Origin of the sequence: Aeromonas sp. QDB18 (genome assembly GCF_027705325.1) — a bacterium.
Taxonomy (GTDB): Bacteria; Pseudomonadota; Gammaproteobacteria; order Enterobacterales; family Aeromonadaceae; genus Aeromonas; species Aeromonas caviae.
This window is the reverse complement of record NZ_JAPDBQ010000136.1, coordinates 1-11660: the sequence shown is the minus strand read 5'-3', so window position 1 is coordinate 11660 and position 11660 is coordinate 1. Positions and strand designations below refer to the sequence as shown.

The 11660-nt window shown below is 62.5% G+C and carries 10 protein-coding genes; 3 read left to right on the top strand and 7 right to left on the bottom strand.

Annotation, left to right across the window (positions count from 1 at the left end):
- Positions 1–126 precede the first annotated feature (126 nt).
- The 5 genes from OKC30_RS16880 to OKC30_RS16860 form a co-directional block, all read right to left on the bottom strand.
- Complete coding sequence (locus OKC30_RS16880; RefSeq protein ID WP_010674576.1) at positions 127–1719, bottom strand: ABC-F family ATPase; 1593 nt, start codon at positions 1717–1719, stop codon at positions 127–129.
- Positions 1720–1934: 215 nt separating this feature from the next.
- Positions 1935–3590 carry a cation acetate symporter gene (locus OKC30_RS16875; RefSeq protein ID WP_010674577.1) on the bottom strand — a complete coding sequence of 552 codons (1656 nt, stop codon included), beginning with the start codon at positions 3588–3590 and terminating at the stop codon, positions 1935–1937.
- Positions 3587–3898 (bottom strand): DUF485 domain-containing protein, encoded by a 312-nt coding sequence (locus OKC30_RS16870; RefSeq protein ID WP_039039049.1) that lies wholly within the window; start codon positions 3896–3898, stop codon positions 3587–3589. Before OKC30_RS16870 ends, OKC30_RS16875 begins: the two co-directional genes overlap by 4 nt.
- 107 nt (positions 3899–4005) lie before the next feature.
- Positions 4006–4632: a 3'-5' exonuclease gene (locus OKC30_RS16865; protein ID WP_160838300.1), complete on the bottom strand. Its 627-nt coding sequence runs from the start codon at positions 4630–4632 to the stop codon at positions 4006–4008.
- 2 nt (positions 4633–4634) lie between these two features.
- Complete coding sequence (locus OKC30_RS16860) at positions 4635–6422, bottom strand: putative nucleotidyltransferase substrate binding domain-containing protein (protein ID WP_270666773.1); 1788 nt, start codon at positions 6420–6422, stop codon at positions 4635–4637.
- Between the two features lie 157 nt (positions 6423–6579).
- Between OKC30_RS16860 and OKC30_RS16855 the strand changes: the two genes are divergently transcribed.
- Complete coding sequence (locus OKC30_RS16855) at positions 6580–7386, top strand: crotonase/enoyl-CoA hydratase family protein (protein WP_043156474.1); 807 nt, start codon at positions 6580–6582, stop codon at positions 7384–7386.
- Between the two features lie 67 nt (positions 7387–7453).
- Here the strand turns inward: OKC30_RS16855 and OKC30_RS16850 are convergent, their stop codons facing one another.
- Positions 7454–8953, bottom strand: coding sequence for an alanine/glycine:cation symporter family protein (locus OKC30_RS16850; RefSeq protein ID WP_043156472.1), 1500 nt, complete (start codon positions 8951–8953; stop codon positions 7454–7456).
- A 328-nt stretch (positions 8954–9281) separates the two neighbouring features.
- Here OKC30_RS16850 and OKC30_RS16845 point away from each other — a divergent pair, with 328 nt between their 5' ends.
- Entirely contained in the window at positions 9282–9653 is a 372-nt protein-coding gene (locus OKC30_RS16845; RefSeq protein ID WP_442865838.1) for a GNAT family N-acetyltransferase, read from the top strand.
- Between the two features lie 60 nt (positions 9654–9713).
- Positions 9714–10523 carry a zinc-dependent peptidase gene (locus OKC30_RS16840; RefSeq protein WP_160838298.1) on the top strand — a complete coding sequence of 270 codons (810 nt, stop codon included), beginning with the start codon at positions 9714–9716 and terminating at the stop codon, positions 10521–10523.
- 78 nt (positions 10524–10601) lie between these two features.
- Here the strand turns inward: OKC30_RS16840 and OKC30_RS16835 are convergent, their stop codons facing one another.
- Positions 10602–11198 carry an acetate uptake transporter gene (locus OKC30_RS16835; protein WP_039039055.1) on the bottom strand — a complete coding sequence of 199 codons (597 nt, stop codon included), beginning with the start codon at positions 11196–11198 and terminating at the stop codon, positions 10602–10604.
- Positions 11199–11660 lie beyond the last annotated feature (462 nt).

Sequence of the window (11660 nt, the reverse complement as noted above, 5' to 3'; positions counted from 1 at the left end):
TTGGATCGGACATACTGAGTACAGTGAAACCAGAATAGAGCAATTAGATCACATCTTTAATCTGATTGGTATAAAAAACCGGCGCACGAGGCGCCGGTTCTGATCGCTTTGCTTGAAAGCGGAGGATTACACCACACCCTGGGTGCGCAGGTAATCCTCGTAGGTGCCGCCGAAGTCGCGGATGCCGTCTTCGGTCAGTTCCAGGATGCGGGTCGCCAGGGAGGAGACGAACTCGCGGTCGTGGGAGACGAAGATCAGGGTGCCCTTGTACATCTCCAGCGCCAGGTTCAAGGATTCGATGGATTCCATGTCCAGGTGGTTGGTCGGTTCGTCCATGATGAGGATGTTGGGGCGCTGCATCATCAGCTTGCCGAACAGCATGCGGCCCTGTTCACCACCGGAGAGCACCTTGACCGGCTTCTTGATGTCGTCCTGGGAGAAGAGCAGACGACCCAGCACGGAGCGCACCGCCTGTTCGTCTTCGTTTTCCTGCTTCCACTGTGCCATCCAGTCGAACACATTGAGATCGGTGTCGAAATCTTCGGCGTGATCCTGGGCGTAGTAGCCGATCTGGGCGTTCTCGGACCACTTGATGGTGCCGGTATCCGGTGCCAGGGCACCGACCAGCGTCTTGATCAGGGTGGACTTACCGATCCCGTTGGTACCCAGGATGGCGACCTTCTCGCCCACTTCCAGCATCATGTTGAGCCCCTTGAACAGGGGACCGTCGCCATAACCCTTGGAGACGCCCTCGATCTCCAGGATGTTGCGGTAGAGCTTCTTGTCCTGCTCGAAGCGGATGAAGGGGTTCTGACGGCTGGAGACCTTCACTTCCTCAATCTTGATCTTGTCGATCTGCTTGAGGCGGGAGGTAGCTTGGCTGGACTTGGAGGCGTTGGCGCTGAAGCGGGAGACGAAGGATTGCAGATCGGCGATCTGGGCCTTCTTCTTGGCGTTGTCGGCCAGCAGGCGCTCGCGGGCCTGGGTGGCAGCCAGCATGTACTCGTCGTAGTTGCCCGGGTAGACCCGCAGCTCGCCGTAGTCCAGATCCGCCATGTGGGTGCAGACGGAGTTCAGGAAGTGACGGTCGTGAGAGATGATGATCATGGTGCTTTCACGATCGTTGAGCACCTGCTCCAGCCAGCGAATGGTGTTGATGTCCAGGTTGTTGGTCGGTTCGTCCAGCAACAGGATGTCGGGGTTGGAGAAGAGCGCCTGCGCCAGCAGTACCCGCAGTTTCCAGCCCGGGGCCACTTCGCTCATCGGGCCGTTGTGCTGCTCGATGGGAATACCGGCACCCAGCAGCAGCTCGCCTGCGCGGGATTCGGCGGTGTAGCCATCATATTCGGCGACCAGGCCTTCCAGCTCGGCGGCCTTCATGTAGTCGTCGTCGGTGGCCTCCAGGTTGGCGTAGATGGCATCGCGTTCAGCGATGGCGGCCCACAGCTCGGTGTGGCCCATCATGACCACGTCCAGTACGCGCATCTCTTCGTAGGCGAACTGATCCTGGCGCAGCTTACCGATGCGCTCGTTGACATCCAGGCTCACATTGCCGCCGGTGGGTTCGAGATCGCCGCCGAGGATCTTCATGAAGGTGGACTTGCCACAGCCGTTGGCACCGATGAGGCCGTAGCGGTTGCCGCCGCCAAACTTGACGCTGATGTTCTCAAACAGCGGCTTGGCGCCGAACTGCATGGTGATGTTGTTGCTTGAAAGCACTGGAATGTCCCGGTTGGTCTGTCAAATGGCGCGCATTATGGCACAGATCCCCCGAAAGTTTTAGCAGGAACTGTGATCTGGCTCCATTGCGGGGGGGGGGGGGAAGGTTTCACGACCAGGCCGGCAACGGGCTCCGGCTTCTCTTGCAGAGGGGAGGCGAGGGGCGGTCATGAAAAAAGCCGGCACTGGGCCGGCTTGGATGCGTGGGATGCCACTTAGTGGGCGGAGGCGCCGGAGGCACCGAGCCCGGTCTGGGATCTGACGAACTGCGGGAAGAACTTCGCATGCTCGTCGGAGGCTGCCTGGGACTTGTCGGTGACCGAGAAGAACCAGATCCCGATGAAAGCCAGCCCCATGGAGAAGAGCGCCGGGTATTCGTAGGGGAAGATGGCCTGGGCATGACCCAGCACCTTCACCCAGACGGTGGGGCCCAGGATCATCAGGGTCACGGCGCTGATGAGACCGAGCCAGCCGCCATAGACGGCGCCACGGGTGGTCAGGCGGGACCAGAACATGGAGAGGAAGAGCACCGGGAAGTTGCAGCTCGCCGCGATGGAGAACGCCAGGCCCACCATGAAGGCGATGTTCTGCTTCTCGAACAGGATGCCAAGGCCGATGGCGACCACACCCAGTACCAGGGTGGTCATCTTGGAGACGCGCAGCTCGTCGGCCTCGTTGGCCTTGCCTTCCTTGATGACGCAGGCATAGAGGTCGTGAGAGACCGCGGAGGCCCCCGCCAGGGTCAGCCCGGCCACGACCGCCAGTATGGTGGCAAACGCCACGGCGGAGATGAAGCCCAGGAACAGGCTGCCGCCCACCGCATCGGCCAGATGGACCGCCGCCATGTTGGTGCCCCCCAGCAGGGCGCCGGTGGCATCCTTGAAGTCCGGGTTGGTGCTGACCAGCAGGATGGCGCCAAAGCCGATGATGAAGGTGAGGATGTAGAAGTACCCGATGAAGCCGGTGGCATAGAACACCGATTTACGGGCTTCCTTGGCATCGCTCACGGTAAAGAAGCGCATCAGGATGTGGGGCAGACCTGCGGTACCGAACATCAGGGCCAGCCCAAGGGAGATGGCGGAGATGGGGTCGGCGACCAGGCCGCCCGGGCTCATGATGGCCGCACCATTGGCATGCACCTTGACCGCTTCGCTGAACAGGGTACCGACGTCGAAGTTGACGGACTTCATCACCATGATGGCCATGAAGGAGGCACCGGAGAGCAGCATCACCGCCTTGATGATCTGTACCCAGGTGGTGGCCAGCATGCCGCCGAACAGCACGTAGAGCACCATCAGGATGCCGACCAGCACCACGGCCACGTGGTATTGGAGGCCGAACAGCAGCTCGATGAGCTTGCCGGCACCGACCATCTGGGCGATGAGGTAGAGGGCGACCACCACCAGGGAGCCGCTGGCGGAGAGGCTGCGCACCGAGGTCTGCTTGAGGCGGTAGGAGGCCACGTCGGCAAAGGTGTACTTGCCGAGGTTGCGCAGCCGCTCCGCGATCAGGAACAGGATGATGGGCCAGCCCACCAGGAAGCCGATGGAGTAGATGAGACCGTCGTAGCCCGAGGTGTAGACCAGGGCGGAGATGCCGAGGAAGGAGGCGGCGGACATGTAGTCACCGGCGATGGCCAGACCATTCTGGAAGCCGGTGATGCGCCCGCCGGCGGCGTAGTAGTCGGAGGCCGAGCGGTTGCGCTTGGAGGCCCAGTAGGTGATGAACAGGGTCGCGGCCACGAAGATCACGAACATCACGATGGCCGAGATATTGAGGGGTTGGCGTTGCACCTCGCCGCTGATGGCGTCGGCCGCCAGCAAGGGGGTGGAGATCAGACCTGCCAGCGGCAGCAGAAACTTGCCTTTCATGATTGCGCTCCCTTGAGGATCTTCTGGTTCAGCTCGTCGAACTCGCCGTTGGCACGAAATACGTAGATACCGGTCAGCACGAAGGCCGATACGATGAGACCAATCCCGACCGGGATGCCACGGGTGATGCTGGAGCCTTCGCTCAAGGGGGTGCCAAGCCAGCCCGGTGCAAAGGCGATGAGCAGGATGAACGCCAGGTAGAGCCCCAGCATCAGGATGGAGAGGGTCCAGGCAAAACGCTGGCGTTTGGCGACCAGTGCCTGGAAGTTGGGATCTTGCTGGATCCGAAGATACGGTTGCTGTTCCATTGCAGTTCTCCATGACAGTGAATGTCAGCGGTGGATGAGGGGTTCCCTACCGGACAGCACGGCTGTCCATGTAAGCAAAATGTGAATTAAATGTTATTTCCGAACAATTAGACTTTGGGATAAGCCAGCGGGCCGCCCTGATGCAGGCGTACAAAGACAAGGGCGGCGGTGACGGCATCGCTCAGGGCGTCGTGGGGGGGCAGGGCTGGCAGCGCCAGATGGCGACAGATCGCGGCCAGGTGCAGATCGATGGCGGCATCGGGATAGCGGCGATAGATGTGATCGTGATAGAGGCGGCTCACCTCGATGCCGCGCTGGGGCAGGGTGAGCCCCCACAGCCGTTGGCAGGCGAGGTTGAGAATGCGCAGGTCATAGGCGATGTGATACCCCACCAGCTCATGGGGGCCGATGAACTCCAGCAGCGCGCGCAGCGCGGGCTCCAGTGCCATTCCCTGTTGCAGATCCTGATGGCGCAGGCCGTGGATCACCACGGACCCGGCGCTCAGGCTGGCGGGAGCCTGGACCCGGATGGCAAGGGCATCGCCCGTCTCTATCCGGTTGCCCCGGATGCGCACCGCCCCGATGGAGACGATCTCCGCCAGCGCCGGATCCAGGCTGGTGGTCTCGAAGTCCAGCGCCACCCACTCGTCGCCAGCAGGGCGGGCAAAGAGCGGGGCAAACTCCCCCTCCCGAAACGTCCTGCCAAGCCAGCGGCGGCGCCAGTGCATCCACATCGCTATTGCCTAAGACGAAAGTGCAAGGTGAGCCATTGCTGGAACTTCTTCACCTGGTGCAGGGCATGGCGCAGCAGATCCCGCTCTGCGGGGCCGAGGTCTGCCACCCGCACCCGTCCGTCTCCCTCCTGCAACTGGCTGCGCAGCCGAAGCCGCATGAACAGCCGGAAGGCCTCCGCCAGATTGGTGCCATAGTCCCGGCTGAGGCGTCCCTGGCCCACCAGGGCCTCGATGCGTCCTGTGGTCGAGGTCTCCAGGATCCCCGCCTCCAGGGAGAGCACCCGGACGCCGTGGACAAGGGGGAAGAGGCCGCCCCGCTTGAGATCCAGCCCCTCCGGGGCTTGCTCCAGTCTGCCAAAGAGGGTGAGGGGGGCGTGAAAGGCGACGGCGGCCCTTGCCATCTCCGCCAGCAGATCCGGCCGGTCGGCGAGGCAGGCCCGCAGGTGGCGGGCGACGGGGGCGAGCCGGGCGCGATCTCCCGTGATGGCCTGGGCATCGGCCAGGGTGGCGAGCCAGAGCAGATCCGCTTCGCTGGCGCGCACACAGGCCTGCTCTATCCCTTGCAGCCAGCCGCCAAGCGGCTTCACCCAGGCCGGGTTGTTGACCATCACCCTGCCCGGGCATGGGGGATAACCCAGGCGCGCCAGCAGGGCGCTGAAGGCGGCCAGATCCGCCGACTGGGTGGGCCACGGCAGGCCATCCGGCAGGATCAGGGCATTGTCCTGATCGGTTTTCTGGATCTGCTCGCCACGCCCCTCCGACCCCAGCATCAGCAGGCACACCTGCTCTTGCTGCGCCGCAGGGATCACCAGGGAAAAGGCCTTGGCGATCAACTGCTCGTTGATGGTGGCGATGAGCTTCATCAGGAACAGGGTGTGGATCCCCTGGGCAAACAGGGAGCGAATGAGCTGCTGCTGCTCCCGGGCGACCGCCTCGAGGGCGGCCGGGGAGTCGGCGCGGGCGATGCGCAGGGTCAACACATGGGAGTGGGTGGAGAAGAGCCCGAGCACCTGGGTCAAATGCAGGATGCCTGCCACCTCCTGCCCCTGCCAGATGACCAGGCGCTTGATGCGGTGGCGGGTCATCAGCAGCAGGGCATCGAACAGATAGCTCCCCAGTGGCAGACCCGTCAGCGGGGTGGGGGTCAGCACCGCCAGCGGCGCACTGAGCGACAATCCCTTGAGGGTGAGGGCGTGGAGCAGGGTCTTGCGGGTGGCCAGGCTCAGGCTGCCGTCTGCTCCGGGATAGAGCAGGCAGTCGGTGCCCCTGGCCACCATGGCCTCGGTGGCGGCCAGGAGCGAGAGGCTGCTTTCCACGATCAGCGGCGCCTGCAGATGGTCGGGAGCGATGCGGGTCAGGATGAACTCTGCCAGGTTCTGCTGTCCGAGCTGGCTGCGGCGCTCCTGCTCCCGCTGGCGCTCCGCCAGGGTGGCGGTGAAGTAGCGGGCGATATGGGGGTGCTCGTCGCACAGGGCCAGAAAGACGGGGCGGGGAATGAGCTGGCAGAGGGTATCTTCCAGGGCGGCGAAACGGTGGCGGCAGTGCCCGTCAAACTGGGCACGGACGTCGAACATGTCCCCCTCGCCATAGTCGCCAAAGGATTGATGGGGGGCAGACTCTTCCACGGCCCCCTTGATGATGAGGTAGAGCCCGGCGGGCTCCTCCCCGGCGTGCTGCACCGTCTGGCCCGCGCGAAAGTAGCAGATGCTGAGGTGCTGACCGAGCCGCTGGCGTGCCTCCTCGTCCAGGCCGTCGAACGGTGGACGGGCAAAATTGAACAGAAGTGACATGAGAGGCTCCACCGTGACCATGGGGCCAGTCTGACAAAGGCTCCACCACCGGGCCAGCCGACTTTAGTCGCAGGCCTGGGACGGCCTCCCTGTACCTGCCCATAACACTCTGGTAACGTTGTGGTATGACCAGTTGAATCAAAGGACGAAGACGGAGATGGAAAAGCCAAGGGTCAAATGGGTGTTTCAGGAGGGGATCGCCGAGGTGATGCTCTGCCGGGGGGACAAGCTCAACGCACTGGATCGGGCCATGTTCGACGCCATCGACGAGACGCTGAACGCGCTATCCCGGCAAAAAGGGCTGCGGGCCGTGATCCTGCACGGGGAGGGGCGGGCGTTCTGCGCCGGGCTGGATGTGAAATCCATGCTGAGGCAGCCGGTGGCGGCGCTGGAGATCCTCAAGCGCGAGGCGGACGAGGCGACCAACCTGGCCCAGCGGGTGGCCTATGGCTGGCATCAACTGCCGGTGCCCGTGATTGCGGTGACCCAGGGGGTCTGTTTTGGCGGCGGCCTGCAGATAGCGCTCGGCGCCGATTTTCGCTTCAGCACCCCGGATTGCCGCTTCTCGGTGATGGAGATCAAGTGGGGCATCATCCCCGACATGAGCGGCAGCGTCACCCTGCGCAACCTGATGGGGATGGATACCGCCATGGAGCTTGCCATGAGCGGGCGCGAGCTGGAAGCCAGCGAAGCCAAGTCCCTCGGCCTGGTGAGCCGGGTGTGCGCGGATCCTCTGGAAGAGGCGCGGGCCTTTGCCCGGACCCTGATCACCAAGTCGCCGGATGCGCTGGCGGGGATCAAGCAGCTCTACACCCAGGCCTGGGCTCGCAGTGACGAGGCCATGCTCAAGGAAGAGACCCGGTTGCAGAGGCAGATCCTGGGGCGCCCCAACCAGTGGCGGGCGACCCTCAACAGCCTGTTTCGCTGGCGCCTGCCATTCGGACCGCGCCGCAACGTGCTTTGAACCCCTCACCCATCCAACACAAATGAAAATGGCAGCCGAAGCTGCCATTTTGCATTGTGCCGTCTGATTACTTGGCAACGGTATCCGGGTCCGCCTCGAAGGGGTGGCCGGTTTGCTCGCGCATCAGGTTTACTTCGGCGCGGTTTTCAATCCAGTAGTCCGCGTTCTTGATGCCGAGCTTTTCCGGGTGGAACACGGGATCCAGACCCTTGGCCAGCTGTGCCTCGTAGTCTTTCAGACAGGCGAAAGCCGGCTTTTGCAGCATCAGGATGGCACCGATGTTGAGCCAGGCCATCAGGCCGACCCCGATGTCACCCAGGCCCCAGGCCAGATCGGCGGTCTTGACGGTGCCGTAGACGGTGGCAGCCATCAGCGCAATCTTCAGCAGGAAGGTGAGCCAGGGACGGTTAATCTTGCGGTTGACAAAAGCGATGTTGGTTTCGGCGATGTAGTAGTAGGCCACGATGGTGGTGAAGGCGAAGAAGAACAGGGCGATGGCGACGAAGTAGTTGCCAAAGCCTGGCATCATGCTCTCCATGGCGGTCTGCACATAGCCGGGGCCTGCCGCGATGCCTGCGATGCCGGTGTAGAGGGCTGCACCGTCCGGACCCTGCACGTTGTACAGGCCGGTGATGAGCAGCATGAAGCCGGTGGCGGAGCAGACGAACAGGGTGTCGATGTAGACGGAGAACGCCTGCACCAGGCCCTGCTTGGCCGGGTGGCTCACCGCCGCGGCGGAGGAGGCGTGGGGGCCTGTCCCCTGGGCGGCTTCGTTGGAGTAGACCCCGCGCTTGACACCCCACATGATGGCCAGACCCAGAATGGCGCCGAAGCCGGCTTCCATCCCGAAGGCACTCTTCCAGATGAGCAGGATCACGCCCGGCAGTTGGCCGATGTTCAGGGCGATGATGACGCAGGCGACGATGATGTAACCCAGCGCCATGAAGGGCACCACGGTACTGGCGAAATTGGCGATGCGTTTGACGCCGCCGAAGATGATGAAACCGAGCAGCAGCGCCAGACCGGCGGCGGTGACGTTGGGATCGATGTCAAAGGCGGTCTGCAGGCTGGAGCCGATGGAGTTGGCTTGTACGCCCGGCAGCAGCACGCCGCAGGCGAAGATGGTGGCGATGGCGAAGGTCCAGGCATACCACTTCATGCCCAGGCCCTTCTCGATGTAGAAGGCCGGACCGCCGCGATATTCACCGTTGATCTTCTCCTTGTAGACCTGGCCCAGGGTGGACTCCACGAAGGCGGAGCTGGCGCCGAGGAAGGCGACCATCCACATCCAGAACAGGGCGCCCGGGCCGCCGAAGGTGATGGCAGTGGCCACACCGGCGATGTTGCCGGTACCGACGCGACCGGCCAGGGTCATGGAGAGTGCCTGGAAGGAGGAGACACCGGCATCGTTGCCCTTGCCCTGAAACATCAGGCGTATCATGCCTTTCAAGTGACGCAGTTGCAGGAAACGGCTGCGCAGGGAGAAGTAGAGGCCTACCCCCAGACACAGATAAATGAGCGCAGGGCTCCAAATCACGCCATTGATGGCATTGACGATCTCATTCATGTACAACAACTCCTTTGTTGCGCTGTCTTGGCGAGGTCTGTGCCTCGCTGCCCTAACATTGAAATATATGGTGACCAAGGGGGTCACTCAGGATTGTGCGGGACTTTCGACTGGTTAGTCCGCGGGATTTAACATATCGGTTTGTTCAGGGCCTTCCTAGTGAAAAGTGTTGTGACTTTGTTGATTTGTGAATTGACATTAACAAATGGTGAATGGAACTGGACAAGATTCGGTACATACCCATCATCTGCCGCTTTGCCATGCCCAGAGGGCTGATTGAGGTAATGCAAATAGGAGGCCAGGAGTGGCAACAAGGGAAAACAGATACATCATTCGCCTCGCCGGGGAGGTGGATGGGGCCGGATTGACGGGGTTGTTTGCCCAGCTGGGCTACCCCAACCCTGATGGGGCGGTCAGCGCCAGGCTGGCCCAGCGCGATCCGGCGCGGGAGGTCCTGGTGGCCCTGTGCGAGGGGATCCCGGTGGGGGGGCTGGTGTGGCACCACTTGCAACCCATGCATCTTGCACCAGCCTGGGGCCTGATCTCGGCGCTGGTTGTCGATGAGGGTGCAAGGGGCGGGGGCATCGGGGCCCTGCTGCTGGCGGCGGCAGAGCAGCGGGCGGCAGCCCTGGGGTGTGGCCAGCTGGAGCTCTCCAGCAGCCTCAAGCGCGAAGGGGCGCACCGATTTTATCTGGCGTAAGGGTATTGCGAGCGTCCGAAACGTTTTGTGAAAGCTGTCTGATTGGCAAGAGGAGTCCGTGTGTTCTGGTCCAGGTTGAAAGAGGTATTGGGTGGTGCATCTCCCCGGGAGCCTCGTCTCCCAGAAGAGCAGGAGTGGCGCGAGGCGCTGGCGGCGGTGCCCATCTTGCAGGGGCTTGAAGAAGAAGAGGCGCAGAGGCTGATGGAGCTGGCGCGCCATTTTCTCTCGCGCAAGACCCTCACCCAGATCGGGGTGGAACTGACGCCCCGCCAGCAGGGGGTGCTGGCCCTGCAGGCGGTGCTGCCCGTCCTGCACCTGGGGTTCGATTGGTATCGAGGGTTCCACGAGGTGATCATCATCCCCGAGCCCGTGACCCGTCGTCAGGAGGTGCAGGACGAGTTCGGGCTGGTGAGCGAATTTGAAGAGGAGAACGCCGGTGAATCCTGGCCCCAGGGGCCACTGGTGCTGGCCTGGAGCGAATTGCAGCAGGACGGGGACTGGGACGGATTCAACCTGGTGATCCATGAGCTTGCCCACAAGCTCGACATGCTGGGAGGGGATGCGGACGGTGCACCGCCCCTGCCGCGGGGCATGGATCCCCAGCAATGGACCCGGGCGCTGCAAGGTGCGTTTGACGAGATGAACGATCAGTTGACCAGAGAGGAGGTGACCGAGATAGACCCCTACGCCGCCTCGCACCCCGCCGAATTCTTCGCGGTGTGCAGCGAGAGCTTCTTCACCGATCCGTTGCGTCTGCGCGCCGTCTACCCCGCGGTCTATGACCAGTTCGCCCGCTTCTACGGCCAGGATCCCGCCGCCCGCTACCCGGCCACCCGATTGCTGGCTGGGGATCCCGGGGCGCAGGGCTGACCGGCACGGTGTCCGGGCGGTAGAAACACAAAAGGCACCCGAGGGTGCCTTTTTCGTGACAGCGATGTCGCCGGGTGCTTAGGCAGCGGCTTTGAGCTCGACGGGAGCGGCTTTCTTCTGCTCGCCGATGGGCAGCACGGTGCGACCGAACTGCTCGTTGATCACGGTGGCCATGGCCAGGTAGATGGCGCTGGCGCCGCAGATGATGCCTTCGAAACCGGCGATGGTGCCGATCAGGGTGCTGCCGGTGAAGTCACGGGCGGCCAGCAGGAAGAACAGCACGGTCAGGGAGGCGAACACGAACTGCTTCACGCGGGGGAAGTTGACGGTCCCGATCAGCATGAACAGGGTGAACATGCCCCACATCAGCAGGTACCAGCCCATGTAGGCGTGCGGGGTGGCCTCGGCCAGACCCATGGTCGGCATCACCAGCAGGAACACCAGGCTCCACCAGAAGGTGCCGTAGGAGATGAAGGCGGTGACACCGAAGGTGTTGCCACGCTTGTACTCCATGATGCCGGCGATGATCTGGGCCAGACCGCCATAGCACAGACCCATGGCCAGGATCATGGCGCTGATGGGGAAGAAACCTGCGTTATGGATGTTCAGCAGAATGGTGGTCATACCGAAACCCATCAGACCCAGAGGGGCAGGGTTGGCCAATTTTTCGCTCACGTGGTGTTCTCCAACAATAGAGGTGGGGTTGATAAAAGACGCGCGATTTTAGGCAGGCTCGGGGTCCCGGGCAAGGGGGGGACACACAGAAATGGTAAAAAAAGAACACGAAAGTTTAAGTGGCCAACCATTCGTGCCATTCAGGTAGACGAGCGGTGAATGAAAAACGTTTTCAGCGTTGCGATTTTGTATAAAAGCCACCTTGGCATGAAAGTCGGCAACGACGATGGTGACTGGGACTGGTGAGGGAAACGCGCCCCGGATGGTCGCGTTATGGCGGCTTGATTGAAAAATGAGTTCATATGCCATCAGACAAGAGTGTTTCCCTCCTGTTTGTGACCCATGGACCTCCCGTATCGCTTGCCATCGCAGTGTCCGTTGCGCTCCCCATCTTAAATGCGAAAGGGGACTCCCTCCGACGTAGGTGGGAGGGGAATTTCGCCGGGGCGTCAGCCCCGCTGG